Annotated in this window: 12 protein-coding genes and 1 riboswitch; of the genes, 7 read left to right on the forward strand and 5 right to left on the reverse strand. The window is 43.8% G+C overall.

The window, feature by feature from the left end; translation table 11 throughout:
- Positions 1-463: 463 nt before the first annotated feature.
- The 3 genes from MHH63_RS06625 to MHH63_RS06635 all read left to right on the forward strand — a co-directional run bounded on the left by MHH63_RS06625 (position 464) and on the right by MHH63_RS06635 (position 4202).
- Positions 464-2164, forward strand: a complete 1701-nt coding sequence (locus tag MHH63_RS06625; RefSeq protein ID WP_076302799.1) for a spore germination protein — start codon at positions 464-466, stop codon at positions 2162-2164.
- A 126-nt stretch (positions 2165-2290) separates the two neighbouring features.
- Positions 2291-3625 (forward strand): diaminopimelate decarboxylase, encoded by a 1335-nt coding sequence (gene lysA / locus MHH63_RS06630; RefSeq protein ID WP_340394241.1) that lies wholly within the window; start codon positions 2291-2293, stop codon positions 3623-3625.
- Between the two features lie 145 nt (positions 3626-3770).
- A complete protein-coding gene (locus tag MHH63_RS06635; protein ID WP_036676135.1) occupies positions 3771-4202 on the forward strand; it encodes a peptidylprolyl isomerase in 432 nt (143 codons plus the stop codon).
- A gap of 54 nt (positions 4203-4256) precedes the next feature.
- Here MHH63_RS06635 and MHH63_RS06640 read toward each other — a convergent pair whose 3' ends face one another.
- A complete protein-coding gene (locus MHH63_RS06640; RefSeq protein ID WP_076127434.1) occupies positions 4257-5012 on the reverse strand; it encodes a YwaF family protein in 756 nt (251 codons plus the stop codon).
- 243 nt (positions 5013-5255) lie between these two features.
- Between MHH63_RS06640 and MHH63_RS06645 the strand changes: the two genes are divergently transcribed.
- Positions 5256-8723: a collagen binding domain-containing protein gene (locus tag MHH63_RS06645; RefSeq protein ID WP_341171331.1), complete on the forward strand. Its 3468-nt coding sequence runs from the start codon at positions 5256-5258 to the stop codon at positions 8721-8723.
- An 86-nt stretch (positions 8724-8809) separates the two neighbouring features.
- Here MHH63_RS06645 and MHH63_RS06650 read toward each other — a convergent pair whose 3' ends face one another.
- From MHH63_RS06650 to MHH63_RS06665, 4 genes are all read right to left on the reverse strand, one after another.
- A complete protein-coding gene (locus tag MHH63_RS06650; protein WP_341171332.1) occupies positions 8810-10312 on the reverse strand; it encodes a stalk domain-containing protein in 1503 nt (500 codons plus the stop codon).
- A gap of 20 nt (positions 10313-10332) precedes the next feature.
- Positions 10333-11712, reverse strand: coding sequence for an MBOAT family O-acyltransferase (locus tag MHH63_RS06655; RefSeq protein ID WP_341171333.1), 1380 nt, complete (start codon positions 11710-11712; stop codon positions 10333-10335).
- 127 nt (positions 11713-11839) lie between these two features.
- Positions 11840-12943: a sensor histidine kinase gene (locus MHH63_RS06660; RefSeq protein WP_076127442.1), complete on the reverse strand. Its 1104-nt coding sequence runs from the start codon at positions 12941-12943 to the stop codon at positions 11840-11842.
- The gene (locus tag MHH63_RS06665) at positions 12940-13650 is read right to left on the reverse strand and encodes a response regulator transcription factor (protein ID WP_076302771.1); all 711 of its coding nucleotides are present in this window, start codon (positions 13648-13650) and stop codon (positions 12940-12942) included. The genes MHH63_RS06660 and MHH63_RS06665 overlap by 4 nt, the downstream gene beginning before the upstream one ends.
- 417 nt (positions 13651-14067) lie before the next feature.
- Between MHH63_RS06665 and mscL the strand changes: the two genes are divergently transcribed.
- From mscL to ribE, 3 genes are all read left to right on the forward strand, one after another.
- Entirely contained in the window at positions 14068-14463 is a 396-nt protein-coding gene (mscL, locus tag MHH63_RS06670; protein ID WP_340394232.1) for a large conductance mechanosensitive channel protein MscL, read from the forward strand.
- Between the two features lie 188 nt (positions 14464-14651).
- Positions 14652-14825, forward strand: a riboswitch (FMN riboswitch).
- 219 nt (positions 14826-15044) lie between these two features.
- The gene (ribD, locus tag MHH63_RS06675) at positions 15045-16145 is read left to right on the forward strand and encodes a bifunctional diaminohydroxyphosphoribosylaminopyrimidine deaminase/5-amino-6-(5-phosphoribosylamino)uracil reductase RibD (protein WP_341171334.1); all 1101 of its coding nucleotides are present in this window, start codon (positions 15045-15047) and stop codon (positions 16143-16145) included.
- Positions 16146-16199: 54 nt separating this feature from the next.
- Positions 16200-16868 carry a riboflavin synthase gene (gene ribE, locus MHH63_RS06680; protein ID WP_076192226.1) on the forward strand — a complete coding sequence of 223 codons (669 nt, stop codon included), beginning with the start codon at positions 16200-16202 and terminating at the stop codon, positions 16866-16868.
- The last annotated feature ends 61 nt before the right edge of the window (positions 16869-16929 follow it).

The raw sequence follows: 16929 nt of genomic DNA on the forward strand, positions 1-16929 counted from the left end.
GGAAGATAATGCTGCAGCTGCTGCAGCAATGAAGACAACTGCAGAGGATCTAGTTGCAGATCACACAGAACCTGAGGGCGCTTCAGCTATCGGTGAAAGTGAAGATTCAGCGGAAAATTCTACAACATCTGAAACTAGCCAGGACCAGCAGGATGCAGAGGCATCAGCCGAATTAGGCACTGAGCAGCAGGATGCAGAAGTGACTGCGGAGCAGGGAACAGAACAGCAAGATGCAGAAGTGACTGCGGAGCAGGGAACAGAGCAGCAGGATGCACAAGCGACTGCGGAGCAGGGAACAGAGCAGCAGGATGCAGATGCCACTGCGGAGCAGGGAACAGGGCAGCAGGATGGGGAAGTGACTGCGGAGCAGGGAACAGAGCAGCAGGATGCAGAAGCATCGGATGAGCTCGGCAATCAGGAGCCAAATGAGCCGAGTAAAGGTTTTTTTGCCAGGTTATTTGGTATGGATTCAGAGGATTCAGAATCAGATGATGAGGCACAGGATCAGAATGCTCAGGCAGCAGGCGGAACAGGTAACGATGCTGGTACTGGGGAGGAGTCTCAAGCTCAACCGAAGCCTTCAAAGAAGCAGGCGCAGCAGCAGTCTCAGAACAAAAGTAAAGATAAGCTACAAAACAAACGCGATAGTGAGCATTCTAACTCATTAAAGGAATCCGTTATTTATTGGCAAGGCAATGATCATATCCCAGGTTCTCTACAAGAAACAAAAAACACGCTGACCGAAGTGATGGGGCTGGGAACAAGTTTTGATGTGACGTTTAGAGAAATGTCCTTTGGGGGACATAAGACAGCTTTACTCTGCTTAAGCGGATTCACCAACGAAGATGTGACGGATGAAATTCTGAAACGACTAACCTACCTTTCTTCAGAAAATTTGTCCGCAGGTGTATTAGGTAGCTTTATGAACGAATACATCCCTCATATTCAAGTTGAAGAGGGTAGTGTATTAAGCGAATGTTTCGATAAAGTATTAAAAGGAATGAGCGCACTATTTATTGAGGGTGAGAACAAAGTTATCCTAATGGATACTCGATCTTACCCCATGCGAAGTCCTGATGAACCCTCGATTGATCGGGTGGTGCGTGGTGCGCGCGATGGTTTTACAGAAACCCTGCTTAGTAATATTTCACTTGTAAGAAGACGGATACGTGATCCGGGGCTGAAGCTTGAAATGTTTCAAGTGGGACGGCGGACACGGACAGATGTCTGCGTGGCTTACATCGATGATATCGTTGATAAAACGCAAGTAACGTCAGTCATCGATAAAATCAACAGCATCGATATCGATGGTATTCCACTGGCGGATAAGCAATTGGAAGAAGCGATTATCGGCGGAGGGTGGAACCCTTATCCTATGGTGCGTTATTCTGAACGCCCTGACGTTGTAGCCTCCAATTTATTAGAGGGACGGGTCATATTATTCGTGGATACCTCGCCCATTGTAATTGTTCTTCCGACTACCTTTTTTGATCTTTGCCAGCATGCGGAGGAGAATCGCCAGACTCCTTTTATGGGGACATATCTGCGGTGGGTCCGTTTCATCGGCATCTTCGCTTCCATGTTCCTGCTCCCGTTATGGATGCTGCTTGTTATCCATCCTGAGTTAAAGCCTGCTATGCTGGATTTTATCGGGCCGCAAAAGACAGCGAGAATTCCTATTCTCGCTCAGTTTCTGATTGTAGAGCTTGGGGTTGATTTACTGCGGATGGCCGCCGTGCATACCCCAACACCTTTAGGCTCAGCGATGGGTCTGATTGCAGCCATATTGATTGGTGATATAGCGGTGCAGAGTGGTCTGTTTGTAAACGAAGTAGTACTGTATATGGCGGTAGCCTCAATCGGTATGTTCGCGACTCCGAGTTATGAGCTGGGTCTGGCGAACCGTATAGTCAGGCTTGTGTTATTAATTTCCGTAGCGGCGTTCCAGGTACCAGGCTTTATGATTGGCACGACGTTACTGACTATCTTCTTAACCACTCATCGGTCCTATAACTCCTCATATATGTGGCCGTTTATACCCTTTAATGCAAAGGCAATGAGTGAAATTCTATTGCGTAAACCGGTCTTAAGTTCGAAGGAAAGGCCGTCTTTTAACAAAACCAGAGACAATACCAGAATGCCGCCATCTCAAGAGAATGAGTAACAATCGTAGGAAAATACAAAACTACTGCAAATTAGTCCATTCAATGGAGTTCCCACTGTCTGTTATACTGAATACACTAAGACAGGGTGGAACCTTGATATTCCACAGAAATTGGAGGACTAAAGAATGTTTCTACACGGTACTAGCCGCATTAACGATGCTGGGCATTTGGAGATCGGCGGATGTGATGTAACTGAATTGAAAGCGGAATATGGAACCCCGCTATATATATTGGACGAGCAATTGGTTAGACAACGTTGCCGGGAATATATGGATGCTTTTAAAGCCTCCGGCCTTGGTTTCCAAGTAGCTTACGCAAGCAAGGCATTTTCAGTAATGGCAATGGTTCGTTTGGCTGATGAAGAAGGTTTGTCACTGGATGTTGTATCCGACGGCGAACTATATACAGCTTTGCAAGCTGGCTTCCCGGCAGAACGTATTCATTTTCATGGCAACAATAAGACATCTGAAGAGATCGAAATGGCGATTGATGCCAAAATCGGCTGCTTTGTAGTCGATAATTTGGTAGAGCTTAACCTTTTGCAGTCCATTGCTGCACGCAAAGAAGTTAATGTAAACATCTTATTGCGGGTGACACCAGGTGTAGAAGCGCATACTCATGAATATACCGCAACGGGCCAGACAGATTCCAAATTCGGCTTTGATATCGGTAATGGATCGGCCTATGAAGCAGTGAAAGCAGCAGTCAGCAAAAAGAATATCACGCTGCTTGGTGTGCATTCCCATATTGGTTCGCAGATCTTTGAAACCGATGGTTTCCAGCTAGCTGTTGAGCGTGTGGCAACTTTTGCCCGCAGTGTTAAAGAAGGCTTGGAAGTGGACTTCCGTGTAGTCAATCTTGGTGGAGGTTTCGGGATTCGTTATATCGAGGGAGATACCCCATTACATGTTTCTGAATATGTTGCAGCGATTACGGATGCAGTGAAGACTCATTTTGTTGGAATTTATAGTGCTTTGCCGGAAATTTGGGTGGAGCCGGGCCGTAGTATTGTTGGAGATGCAGGTACTACATTGTACACTGTAGGATCCAACAAGGACATTCCTGGCGTGCGTAAGTACGTTGCTGTTGATGGTGGAATGACCGACAATCCACGCCCTGCTTTGTATCAGTCTAAATACGAGGCATTGCTTGCTAACCGTGCTAACGAAGACGCAACTGAGACTGTTTCCATCGCTGGTAAATGCTGCGAGAGCGGAGATATGTTGATCTGGGATGTAGAGCTGCCGAAGGCTGAAAGCGGCGATTTGTTGGCTGTAGCCTGCACAGGTGCGTATAATTACTCCATGGCCAGCAACTATAACCGTCTTCGCCGTCCGGCTTTAGTATTCGTACAGAACGGACAAAGCGATCTTGTAGTGCGTCGTGAAAGCTATACGGATCTTATTGCCAACGATATTGTACCAGAGCGTATCGCCAAACAGACAGTTGTTGCTAAGTAATAGCCTGCTGCTGTAAGGTGGGTAAAGTTGAGCAGCATATAGAGCAAGCAGGAAAGTCTCCTGCTTGCTTTGCTTTGTGCGTGGTTTCATAGTAATATAATTGAGGTATTCTAAATTTGTTAATTTTGAAAGGGGTCATTTACATATGGCAAAGCAAGCGAAAATCACTCTAGAAAATGGCGGCGTAGTGCTGCTGGACTTGTTCGATCAAGATGCACCTAACACTGTAGCCAACTTTGAAAAGCTGGCAAAAGAAGGTTTCTACAACGGATTGACATTCCACCGTGTTATCCCTGGTTTCGTTGCTCAAGGCGGATGTCCTAACGGAACTGGCTCTGGCGGCCCAGGTTACACAATCAACTGCGAAATTAACCCAAACAAACATGAACGCGGAACACTTGCTATGGCACATGCAGGTAAGAACACAGGCGGAAGTCAGTTCTACATCTGCTACGCTCCACAACCACACTTGGATGGAGTACACACTGTGTTTGGTAAAGTAGTAGAAGGTATGGATCTTGTTGATGCTTTTAAAGGACGCGACAAAATGACTTCGGTAGAAATCATCGAAGCTTAAGATTTAATAGTTAAAAGCCAGTCTCCGAATATCGGGGCTGGCTTTTTTGTGTTGTTAAAGAATCCGCCTAACCTGTCTACGCCGTGAATTGCGCCGCTCTGGTAGCCAGAAGAATATCAAATACATAGCTAGAAACACAGTGAAGGCAAACAGCTCTTCAACAAGCAGGTAATAAGGATAAGGTCCAAAATAATCCAATACGGAATAGGTACTAGGTTTCTGGGATAGGAACATGTAGTTTGAGCCTAGGAAGTAATTAGCAGTCCAGATGCAGGCAGCCACAATATTGAGGCCGAGCATGGTGATGAGTAAAGATCTCCAAGTCGGCTTGTAGCCCTCAATCCAGGTCATGTAAAGAGACGCCAGAATAATAGAACCATGAGCTATAAAAAACAGGAGAAAGCGGAAATGAGGGAACGGATAAACTAGGTTAGGGGTGAGCAACGCAATAAATGCTCCGCCGATCCCGGCAAAGTAGAGAAAGGAATAAAGGGTTCGACTGCGTGAAATTAACATGATAATAGACAGCAGTAGAGTGATTCCACAGAGCTCGAACGGTAATGAGGAGCTGGAGCGCCAGATGTTCTGAGAGATGTACCACATTTGCAGCCCGGCTTCTGAGACTACAAGTAGTATGATTAGCAGCAAACGCACGCTTTGCCGAAGTCTTGAATCTGTACGAATTTCAAACCGTAAGCCATAGAGCAGTAGACAACTTAACGTAATGATAGACAGCGCAACCCAATGCGAAGAGGAGAACATGATGAAATCCTCCGCGTGCTGGCGATCAAAAAAAGATGAAAGCTGCATAGACGAACCTCCTTTGAACGTGAAAACATCCATCAAAAATAAAGTTTGAGAATTTTAATAATCTTGATTCTAGATATCCATAAAATGGGTATATATGTATATGTTCTGTCAACTCCACCGCATAAGGAAGACTTTTCATTATATTAACATAAGATGGGGCGTAGGGCGCGGAATTACATATGAAGCTTTTGAACATGCAGGGGTGGAAAACAATTAGAACAAGAAAATGGAGGCAACAGGAACATGTTTAAGAAAAAAATAAGTGTAATGGTCATTATTTTGATGCTTGTGGCCCAATATGCCTATGGCATCGGATTTGCTCCGCAAGTAAAAGCGGCTGCGATTGATGACGAAAGAAATATCATCACCAGTGTTTCAATGGCTGTGTACGGGCCAGATGGAATCACGGTCACGAACAGCGTATACGAACAAGATGCTAATGTTACCTTGGATTATAATTGGTCTCTTCCTAAAAATCATAATTACAAGCAAGGTGACACTTTTACTTTTCAGCTTCCAGAACAGTTCCAGCTATTTAATGATTTTAACGGACCCTTGGTCTCTGAGGATGGAGATGTAGGGAGCTTTGAAGTGAGGCAAATTTCACATGAAGTGATAATGACTTTTAATGACTACATAGAAACACATGATGACGTGCAGGGAACGCTGCGGTTAAATACTAAATTCGATAAACAGAAAATCTCGGGCAGTACTATTCAGAATATTTTATTTCCCGTGAGCGGCGGTATTCAGACAGTGACAGTTAATTTTAAACCAAGTGTTGGATCAATTATAGAGAAGAGAGGTATTCCCGAAGGCTTCAATGCGAACCAAATATTTTGGACTGTTGATGTCAATAAGTCTTTGGAAGCCGTGGGGAATGCCATTGTGAGTGACCCCATCCCTTCAGGCTTATCATTAAATACTCCAGTCACAGTGAGCGTGTATCAACTGAGCATTCAATTGGATGGTTCAGTAACGGAAGGAGCATTGCTCGACACAAGCAAATACTCTGCAGAGCTCTCCGGAGGGTCATTGATTGTCCGTTTTACGGAGCCTGTGATTAAAGAGGCTTACCGTATTGTATATTCCACAGGGATTACTAATGACCATCAGCTAAGCTTCACCAATACTGCAACTTTTTCAGGAAATGGGCAAGAGCCTACCAGCTCGACTGCCACAGTGAATGTAGAACGTGGAGGAAGCTTGAAAAAGTATTCTACAAGCTATGATGGGGGCAAGCAGATCATTTCCTGGGCAATTGAATATAACTACAATGAAAAGAACATCCCGCAAGGAAACGCTGTGTTAACAGATTTGTTCGATGATTCTCAAGAGCTGGTAGCCGATTCGCTAAAAGTATATGCTGTGCAGCTGGATTCTTCCGGTGGTGCAACGTTAGGCAAGGTTTTGACAAAGGATGTTGACTACACGGTTGTTTCCACGTCAGACGTTCATAAGTCTGGGTTTGTATTGCAATTTGCACACGATGTTACTTCACCATATCGAATCGAATATAAGACAAAAGCGATAAAACGCGTGTTTGAGGATGCTACCATAACTAATACAGTATCTGATAGTACGTATAGTGATCAGGCTACCCGATTAATCCGGTCTTCCATTCTTTATAAGACTTTATCAACCGTAGATTATCAGAATAAAACATTAGGCTGGAAGGTCACATTGAATAGTGATAATTACCCGATGAGCCATGTTACAGTTACCGAATCCTTCCCATTTGGCGGCCTAAAGTTTATTCCAGAATCACTGGTGATTAGAAATCTGAATGGGAATGTTTTAAATCCAAATAACTATGATCTAGTGTACAACTCACCTGTCGAGCCTAATAAAGGCTTTAAGGTAGTGTTTAATTCACCGATATCTGGTCTTTATACGATTAGCTATACTACAGAATTTAACAAGGATTGGATTTGGGCTAAAACTGAAAATTTCAATAACAAAGTTCGGTTAGACTGGATGGACACTACTGAAGCCTTACGCACGATAGAAGCAGAAGGGTTATTCATTCCTAGACCTGAGGCGAAAAGCAATGGATTTAAAGGGGGAGCCTACGATGCTTCAACTAAAAAAATTACTTGGTCGATAGGCGCCAATTATAATGGCAAAACCCTCGAAGCTCCGGCGCTTGTTGATATTTTAAAATCAGGCCAGACTTTGGTTCCTGGTTCACTAAAAGTTTACACTATGAATATTGCAAAGAATGGTGACCCTACCAAGGGTACAGAAGTGAATCCTAATAAATATACCTATAGCGTAAATAGCGATAATGAATTAAAGGTTATTTTTACAGATAAGATTAACTCCGCTTTCTACATTGAATTTAATACAAGTCTTGAAGGGCAAATAATAGGCACTACTGTTGATAATAAAGCTAATCTCTATGATGGAGCAAAAGTGGTTTCCAAAGATTTGACCGCCTCCGTAAAAATTCCTTTTGGAGAGGATTATGTGCTGAAGGACGGTACACAAAACGGGGATAAAATTGACTGGAGCCTGCAAATTAACCGGGGGCAGTCCACAATAAAGGATGCATTAATCAAAGATACTCCTAGTGCTAATCAAATTTTGCTGCAGAATTCATTCCATCTGTATCCTACGGCTGTAGCTGTGAACGGAGATATCACGAAAAGCGGTCCTGAACTGATTCAGGGTATTGATTATAGCGTTGTTATCACAACGGATACCGATGGAAAACAATCTTTTGAGTTAAGCTTTGCCTATGAAATCAGCAGGGCTTACATTCTCGAATATCAATCCCTGATTGTGGCTAACACTGGAGACAAAGTAATAAATACTGTACATTTCAGTGGTTTTAACGGCAGCGAAATAAGTAAAGAAACCTCTAGAGAAATTATTGTCGGGGTCTCCAGCGGTTCTGGCACAGGCAGCGGGGGAAGAGGCACTCTCAATATTAAGAAGTTAGATGCTGATGATAATTTAAAGGCGCTTGGTGATGCGACTTTTGCATTGTATCGACTAAATGGCACGGAACGTGTACTGATTAACAGTCTAACTACAGATGCAGAGGGTACAGCTACATTTAATAAAATATGGCTGGGTAGCTATGTATTGGTGGAGACAGCAGCTCCAAATGGTTACGTGCTCGATACATCCGAGCATCCAGTGGAGATTCGTTCCTCGTCAGCGATTCAACTGGTGATTACGAATCAAAAAGCAGTGGAGCCCACGCCTACGGTAACGCCAGAACCAACCGGTGCTCCAACAACAACACCAGAACCAACCGTAACACCTGCACCATCAACAACGCCAGCACCGACGGTTTCTCCATCACCAGAAGCGACTGCTGCACCTACACCAATCCCTACAAGCAGCACATCTGGAGGTTCGGTGGTACCCACGTCTACAAGCTCGCCCGTACCCGAAGTAATTATTAATGATCCAGCTGTTCCTGCTGGTCCTGGAAATGCGGCCGATCTAGGATCCGCGACATCAACCGATGAGGGAACTCCTGAGCAAGAGATTACCGAAGAAGAAATTCCATTAGGAGAAGTTGATATCGACGATGAAGAAGTACCAAAAAGTACGGTGAACAATAGCACTTCAGGTGCTCCTCAGCTGCCGAAGACAGGTGAGAACAGTCCTTTGCCTCTGTATCTGTCGGGAATAGGGTTGATAACCATAGGATTTGTTATGAACCGAGTATTTAGACGTAGAGGTAAAACAGAGTGATCGAGATTAGTGTGATTTGAGATTTTTATGCAAAAGCACCCAGCATGATAAATGCCGGGTGCTTTTGTGCTTTTTTTTTGGAAATTTTATGGCTGATTCTTAAGTGTACCGGCGTTATCTGAGGTGCTTAGGTTATACCGCAGCCATTCGCCTTCCTTTTCACTTGAGACATTCCAGCCGAGCTGTTCCGCAACAAAGGCTAGCGGGACTAAAACTTTTCCTCCTGCAAGAAGCGGCGCAGCATCAATGGTGAGAGCTTTCCCGTTCACGAGTGCTTTGACACTGCCCACAGTCATAGTAACGGTGTTCTCGGCGGAAGTAAGCGATACAGTTTTAGTGGCCGCATCCCACGTTATGGATGCACCCAGGGCTGTCCCGATATCTTTAGCGGGCAGCCATAATTCTTTATTTCCTTGCACTAAACGGATGTTAAGTGCTAGTGGTAATCCATTTACTTGTACACTGCTGCGATAAACTTTTCCGTTATTATTCATAACGGCGCTTTCCGCCTGTGATTCCAGCGAGCTATTAAGCGCCTTTATGTTGCTGGAAGTTACCCGATATTTGGAATTGTCCTGTCCGATAGCTTCTGCTATCCACGTGTTAACCTCACCATTATGATGGCTTAAATCCTTATAGAGGTCTAGATTGAATGTCCAATCCGCTTCGGCTTGGAAATCGTATAGCTTCACATTTGGAAACTGTTCAAATTGCTCGAATATCCATTGCCGCATGACAAGCTGATTGTTAAAGCGAACGGGATTACTGGCGAACCAAGCGACCTGACGCATAACGCTGTAGGGTGGGTAGTAGAAATAAAACTGGACATCGGGATATTCCTCCAGCAGAGGACGGATATACGTATTAAAATAGCCCTTTACTTGCTCAATGCTTTCCTCGTTAGTACCGTAATCCAGCTCCTTGTCACAAGCCATTAGGTAAGATTCTGCAACGTATTGCTTGCCAAACACTACTTTGTTATCCCAGTTGTATAAATATTCCAAATTCTGTTTAGCTTCACCACTCAGGTTGTTTTTGATGCTGCTTATTAATTGTTTAAATACAGATGAATTGAACCAGTATTTGTAGTCGGTCCATAGTTTGCCGTCATACAGATAGTCAGGGAAATCTTCCTCATCTTCGGCTGTGGCGAGTTTCATAGAGAAATAATCCAAACCCCAGAGCACTTGTTTTACTTTGCCTGTCTCCAAGGCAAGTTTGGCAATTTTATAATGCTCATCGACCGTGGATCCTTCCATAGATAACTTTAAGGTTGTCCCACCTAAGCTGGCATCTACTTGAGAGGGAAGAAAGTTCTCTGTCATAGACGTGCCGATGATAATATTGTCGTAGTCGTAATTTTTAGCTAAACCTGGATTCTGATAACGTTCTTCTTCTGACAAGAGTGGGGTATACCACGATGGACGGTGATAGAATTGTAATGGGTCGATAAAAGCAGTAATCAGCGCCGTTAGAAGCGCTAACAAGCTAAAACAAAGCAGGAAATAACCTATGAAACGTTTCGATTTAGTATGAATCCCGGGGGATTTACGTGGGTTGTTATTATTCTGAAGCCGTGATGCAAGCATCATCATTCCTCCTTACAGTTCTAGAAGTTAAAGTATAAAAAGGTTGTAATTCGGTTGAAGAATAACAGCGAGAACATAATGATAAATGCCATCACAAATGCTGTTTTCCAGCTATACTGAAAATTACGTTTGTTCAATAGATGAAGGGGTTTCCAGAGAATGATCGTCATTAAGATGAGAATCAGGATGATTGCCCATTTAAGCGATCCAATAGATTGCAAAGATACCCCGTTAAGCCCACTCATCCCTTTCAACAAACGAAATGCCTGCGATATATGTTCTGCACGGAAAAACACCCATGTGATGTTCACAAATATGAAAGTCAGCAACCATGATAACCATTTGGGAAGGGAGAAGCCCCAGCGTCCCCAACATTTCTCTACAGCTTGTCCTACTCCATGCAAGAGCCCCCACAGGATGAACAGCCAACCCGCACCGTGCCAAAAACCACCGAGCAGAAAAGTAATAATGACATTTCGGATCGAAATCCAGAAGCTTTTCCGGTTGCCGCCAAGTGGAATGTAGATATAATCTCTAAGAAAATGGCTGAGCGTAATATGCCAGCGTCTCCAGAAATCGCGGATGCTTACGGCTCGGTAGGGTTCATTGAAATTTTGCGGCAGATGGATGTTGAACAGCAGTGCTATTCCAATCGCCATATCGGTATAGCCGCTGAAATCATAGTAGATTTGTAAGGTATAGGAAAGGATAGCCACCCATGAATCTACAAAATATGTTGCAGCTGCAAAACCGTTATCAGCATAACCAGCTAGGGTATCCGCTAGGATGACTTTTTTTCCTAATCCGATGCTGAAGAAGAGGGTCCCCTTCCGTATGTTGTTCCAATTCCAAACCTTATTTCGCAGTTTATCGAATTGGGGCATCATATCCTTGTGATGAAGGATGGGACCGGAGATCAGATGCGGGAAAAAAGTCACAAATAGCGTGTAATTCAAAAGATTGTACTCACGCGCTTGGTTCCGGTAAACATCAACGAGGTAGGCGATTTGTGTAAAGGTAAAGAAACTTATGCCTAAAGGCAATATAAGATGGTGCAGAGAAAGGTTGCTTGCGGTTACCTCATTCCAATTTTCTATAAAAAAATCCGTGTATTTGTAATAGCTGAGTAATAGAATATTTGTGCTTAAGCTAAAGATTAGCAGCGGCCGGCGACGCTTAGCTGTTGTGGTATGAATGAAATGGCTCATAACATAGTTAAATAAGATGGATATCAAGATTAGAGGGACATATTTTATGTTCCAATACCCGTAAAAAACTAAAGAGGCGAGGGTAAGCCATACCTTAGCACAGAGTGTGAGACGAAGACGATTCAGAATAAAATATCCGGCCAGCACGATAGGCAGAAAACCAAACATAAAGGGATACGAATTAAATAGCATAACAACAATCCTCACTTATAGCAGATTTAGTATGAAATCACTATAAGTCAGAGATCTTAAGGCTTTATGTTATGAATTCTTATCATTTTCTTAATGGTTGAGATTGTACAAAAAATCCCCGCAAGCATCATTCGCTCACAGGGAAAGAGGTTTCAAATTCAGTTTGTTTGCGTGTGCTTTTGGCTGTAATGGTTCCGCCGTGAAGCTCTGCAATACTCTTGGCTATGGCGAGCCCTAAGCCACTTCCGCCTGTCTCTCGGGAGCGGGATTTATCGACACGATAAAAGCGTTTAAATAAGTGGGGGAGGTCGGATGCAGGGATAGGAGTACCGTAATTCGTACACAGAGCAACTATTCTATCGTCTTTTCTAACAACAGAAATGTCTAGAATTTTCCCTTCCTTACCGTATCTTACGGCATTGGTAAATAGGTTCTCATACAATCGCACCAGCTCGTCCGCATCTCCGTTGATAATCAGAGGAGCTGTATCCGTATGAATGCGGTAGCTCATATCTGCTTGTTCCAGTACGGGTGCAAATTCTTCAATCAGCTGTTCGAGCAGCTTGCCGAGATCTACAGGCTCAATATTTAGCGGTAATCCGCTGCTGCTGACGCGAGTGTATTCAAACAAATCGTCGATTAGCTTTTTAAGAGTCAAAGATTTCTCATAGGCAATATTCACATAATAACGCAGCTCAACCTCATTTTTATAACGATCCTTCTCCACATATTCAAGGAATCCGAGAACAGAGGTTAGTGGGGTTCGGAGGTCATGAGACACACCTGTGATTAGGTCGTTTTTGGCTTTTGCAGCGGCTCGTTCTTCCTCTATAGCAGATTTTAGCTTGCCAGCCATAGTGTTCATATTTTCTGCGAGCTTTCCGAGTTCATCCGTACCTGTTACCGGCACCTTGAAAGACAAATTGCCATCCGCAATGGCCTGAACTCCGCTAGTAATGTTATGAAGATTCTTAGTTGTATTTCTGGACAATTTTAGGATGAAAAAAATAAATAAAGGAATCCCTATAAGAATCACAACTGGCGTTGATCCAATGGTATTGATCACCCAGAGAATGAGTCTGACTCCCCAAAAGGAGCGTGAAGGATTTAACCACAGCAATAGTGAAGTGCCATAATAGCCGCCCATTAAGATTAAAGCGGTGAGTGCTAGGCTCGTTAAGCTGAAGCCAACTATTTTCCAGGATAGGGTATCGAATCGTTTAAAGTTCAACTAGAAGGACCTCCTTTTTCCAGTTTGTAGCCAACGCCCCATACCGTTTTTAAGTATTGTGGTTTACGCGGATTTTCTTCTATTTTTTCTCTGATTTTACGAATATGCACCATAAGTGTATTGTTGCTTTCCAGGAATTGTTCTTTCCATACTTTGGCGTAGATCTGCTCCATGCTTAGGACTTGTCCCTTATTACGGGCGAGCAGCTCTAGAATCGCAAATTCTCGCGGGGTAAGCTTAACTGGGTGATCATCCACACTTACTTCATGCGTAACCGAATTAATAACCAGGCCATCAATGATGATTTCATCCTGTTTGGCGTTTAGATCTGCCATGTAATTTCGAGTTCTGCGCAGCTGGGATTTAACACGGGCAACTAACTCCAGCGGACTAAAAGGTTTCGTAACATAATCATCTGCACCTACGCTTAGTCCGGTGATTTTATCAAGTTCCTGCCCTTTAGCAGATAACATGATGATCGGAAATTTTTGCGTTTCACGAATTTTAATACAAGCCTCAATGCCGTCCATATTAGGCATCATGATATCAAGAACCATGAGGTCTATAGTCTCTCTATTGATAATTTCGAGTGCTTCCAGCCCGTCTCTGGCAGTTAACAGCCGGTAACCCTCGTTCTCCAGATAGATCTGCATTAGTTTAATAATCTCGGCTTCGTCGTCCACCAATAGCAGCGTTGCGTTGTGCATTTCTCAGCGTCCTTTCTTGCTTGTAAAGCGCAATTCTTGCTATAAGAAGTATACAACATTTTCTTGTTTGGAAGCCTCATTTGAAGACCAGTGAAGGCAAAGGTACTGTATAGCAGCTAATAAATTAGTGGAATAAAAGACCAAATCCCCCACAGCATTATGCCAGTTTGGTTTTTCCTTTTAGTTTGCTCTGATCGCTGTACCTCAATCCATGTGTTGATCTGTAGATAATACATTCTCAGCCATGGCTCTATCATGTAAGAAATAATTCTTAAACTTTATTTAACAGGAAACTTCTTAACAGCGGTGGCAGATAAAAGTAAAGGGAAACTTAATAGTTTCTTAACAAGTCTTAAGAAATAGGAAGCTACTATGCTATAATAATTTCAAATTATATATGTGGGGGTTATTTGGTATATGTGGAAAGAATTTAAATCTTTTGCCTTAAAAGGAAATGTTCTTGATTTAGCGGTTGCGGTCATTATTGGAGCTGCATTCGGAAAGATTGTAACTTCATTAGTAAATGACATTATTATGCCAATTGCAGGTTTGCTTACGGGTGGTATAGATTTAAAGGACCGGGTGCTTGAAGTCACTACGGACCTGAAAATACCTTACGGACTATTTTTACAATCGGTTGTTGATTTCTTTATTATTTCCTTCTCTATCTTTCTGGTGATTAAGCTCGCCAATAAATTTCAGCGCAAAGAAGCCGTTAAAGTTGAAGTGGTAGAGACTCCAGCACCTGCAGAGGATATCGTGCTGCTTACGGAAATTCGTGATCTTTTGAAACAACAAGAACGTGGTTTGTAATCCTGAAATATAACCAAGAAGCGCCAGGAGTCCTTGTCCTGGCGCTTCTTGGTTTCCTTTTATAAACTCAGTACAATCTATAATCTAGTTACAAATTTTAAGTAAATATAATAAACGCACTTGCATTTCGCTGGTGTAAGTGATAATTTTGTTAGTAAGGAAAACTTGAATCTCAATTAAATAAAGGATCAATCCTTCAGGGCAGGGTGTAATTCCCTACCGGCGGTGATGCTGTTGTAGAAATAACTTATTCAGTTTATCTACAGTGCTCAGTCCGCTACCCGGCTCGCGTTGTTGACGCGAACGGTGGACCTGGTGAAATTCCGGGACCGACAGTATAGTCTGGATGGAAGAAGGAGAGGTTAACCGCTTGTCTGCAATGGACTGGCGGACCGCAGTGTTTTCATATAATCATGTGCGATATTTCACAATGCCCGTCGATTGACGGCTATTTAAGCACACTTTTATTTGGACTGCCGATGAACTCTCGCATAACCCATCTTGAACTCCTCCTGGAGAATGAGATGGGTTTTTCTGTTTTTTTTAGCTTAAGAATTGACAGCAGTGGATAGGAGGAAGAGATGGACAACATGAATGATGAGTTTTATATGTCGCTAGCACTGGACATGGCCGAACGTGCCCAAGGACAGACGGGAATTAACCCTGTTGTTGGCTGCGTTGTGGTGAAGAATGGAGCAATGATTGGACTCGGAACTCATTTACAGCGAGGTACGGGGCATGCCGAGGTGCACGCCTTGAATATGGCAGCTGGGCAGGCACAGGGCAGTACGGCATATGTCACACTAGAACCGTGCAGCCATTATGGAAAAACTCCACCTTGCAGCCAAAGGCTGATCGATGAAGGGGTAGCTAGGGTTGTAGTTGCTTGTGAAGACCCGAACCCTCAGGTGGCAGGGCGCGGAATTCAAATGCTGCGTGATCAAGGGATTGAGGTCGAAGTCGGTTTGTTGCGTGATCGTGCGCTTCGATTGAATGAGCGTTTTATCAAATATATTTTGACAAAACAACCTTTTGTTACGCTGAAGAGTGCAAGTACACTTGATGGCAATCTAGCTACCAAATCTGGTGACAGTAAATGGATTTCGAATGGGGAAGCGCGGGAGATCGTACATATGCTGCGGCATCGGCATCAGGGTATCATGGTCGGTGTGAATACAGTGATTGCTGATAATCCCTCTCTGACAACAAGAACAGAAGTGCCTGGCATTAACCCGACGCGGATCATCATTGATTCCGGGCTACGTATTCCTCTGGATTCGGCAGTTGTATGTGATGGTCTAGCGCCTACACTTATTGTAACAACCGATGCTGCAGATCCTGCTAAAAAGGCTGCACTGCTGGAAGCAGGCATTCAAATCGTTGTGTGCGGAGCAGGTCCAAGAGTGGATCTGAAGGCGGCCATGATATCTCTTGGCGAAATGGAGATAGGCTCTATTTTACTGGAAGGCGGGGGGACGCTGAATGGCGCGATGCTGGAGAGCGGGCTAGTGGATCGTGTGATTCTCTTCTTCGCTCCAAAAATTGTCGGCGGTGGTGCAGAAGCGAAAGGGACTTTCGTATTTCCGGGTGTAGAGCTGATGAAGGATGCGATCTCACTTGAAGGATTGGAAGTAAAAGTGCTAGGAGATAATGTATGTATCAGCGGTACTCCGGTACGCTAACAAAAGCTATGCAAGAAGTGAATTTAGGAAGTAATGCTTTTTAGGAGGGATATCATGTTCACCGGATTAATTGAAGAGGTTGGTGTTTTGCGCAGTGTCTCCGCCGGTGGGGAAATGATGGTGCTGAATATTGCCGCTTCGGTCATCATGGATGATCTAAAAATCGGTGACAGTGTGTCCGTCAATGGGGTTTGTCTCACGGCGACAACTTTGGGCGATCATTCCTTTACAGTGGATGTAATGCCGCAGACCTACCGGAATAGCAATCTGAAGGAGCTGAAGCCCGGCAGCCGGATGAATCTGGAACGAGCGATGGCAGCCGGCGGGCGTTTTGGAGGGCATATTGTTCAAGGACATGTTGATGGCACTGCCATTATTAAGAGTGTAAAACGTGATCAGAATGCTGTTGTATTCGAGATTGCACCGGATCGTAAATCACTATTTAAATATATTATCCCCAAGGGATCGATCACGATCGACGGCATTAGTTTAACTGTAGTGAAGACTACAGCCACATCGCTTGCAGTGTCCATTATTCCGCATACGTTAGGGGAAACAGTTCTGACGCACAAACGGGCTGGGGATAGTGTAAATATCGAGTGTGATGTACTTGGCAAATATGTAGATCATTTATTGCATTATGGCTCAGCCGCCCAAGATGAGGAAGGCGAGAGCCGCTCCAGGATTAGTCATGATTTTTTGGCGGCGAACGGGTTTGTTTAAATAAAGAGTTTGCTTACGAAGAAGGGAATAATCTTTCGTAAAGCTTTTAGGAGGATAGGAT

The organism is Paenibacillus sp. FSL H3-0310 (genome assembly GCF_038002785.1).
Lineage (GTDB): Bacteria > Bacillota > Bacilli > Paenibacillales > Paenibacillaceae > Paenibacillus_AQ > Paenibacillus_AQ odorifer.

What these genes read in the sequence shown, in the direction of transcription:
- MHH63_RS06625 (WP_076302799.1), top strand. Translation starts at nt 464, where the DNA reads ATGGATTCAGAGGATTCAGAATCAGATGATGAGGCACAGGATCAGAAT.
- lysA (WP_340394241.1), top strand. Translation starts at nt 2,291, where the DNA reads ATGTTTCTACACGGTACTAGCCGCATTAACGATGCTGGGCATTTGGAG.
- MHH63_RS06635 (WP_036676135.1), top strand. Translation starts at nt 3,771, where the DNA reads ATGGCAAAGCAAGCGAAAATCACTCTAGAAAATGGCGGCGTAGTGCTG.
- MHH63_RS06640 (WP_076127434.1), bottom strand. Translation starts at nt 5,012, where the DNA reads ATGCAGCTTTCATCTTTTTTTGATCGCCAGCACGCGGAGGATTTCATC.
- MHH63_RS06645 (WP_341171331.1), top strand. Translation starts at nt 5,256, where the DNA reads ATGTTTAAGAAAAAAATAAGTGTAATGGTCATTATTTTGATGCTTGTG.
- MHH63_RS06650 (WP_341171332.1), bottom strand. Translation starts at nt 10,312, where the DNA reads ATGCTTGCATCACGGCTTCAGAATAATAACAACCCACGTAAATCCCCC.
- MHH63_RS06655 (WP_341171333.1), bottom strand. Translation starts at nt 11,712, where the DNA reads ATGCTATTTAATTCGTATCCCTTTATGTTTGGTTTTCTGCCTATCGTG.
- MHH63_RS06665 (WP_076302771.1), bottom strand. Translation starts at nt 13,650, where the DNA reads ATGCACAACGCAACGCTGCTATTGGTGGACGACGAAGCCGAGATTATT.
- mscL (WP_340394232.1), top strand. Translation starts at nt 14,068, where the DNA reads ATGTGGAAAGAATTTAAATCTTTTGCCTTAAAAGGAAATGTTCTTGAT.
- ribD (WP_341171334.1), top strand. Translation starts at nt 15,045, where the DNA reads ATGGACAACATGAATGATGAGTTTTATATGTCGCTAGCACTGGACATG.
- ribE (WP_076192226.1), top strand. Translation starts at nt 16,200, where the DNA reads ATGTTCACCGGATTAATTGAAGAGGTTGGTGTTTTGCGCAGTGTCTCC.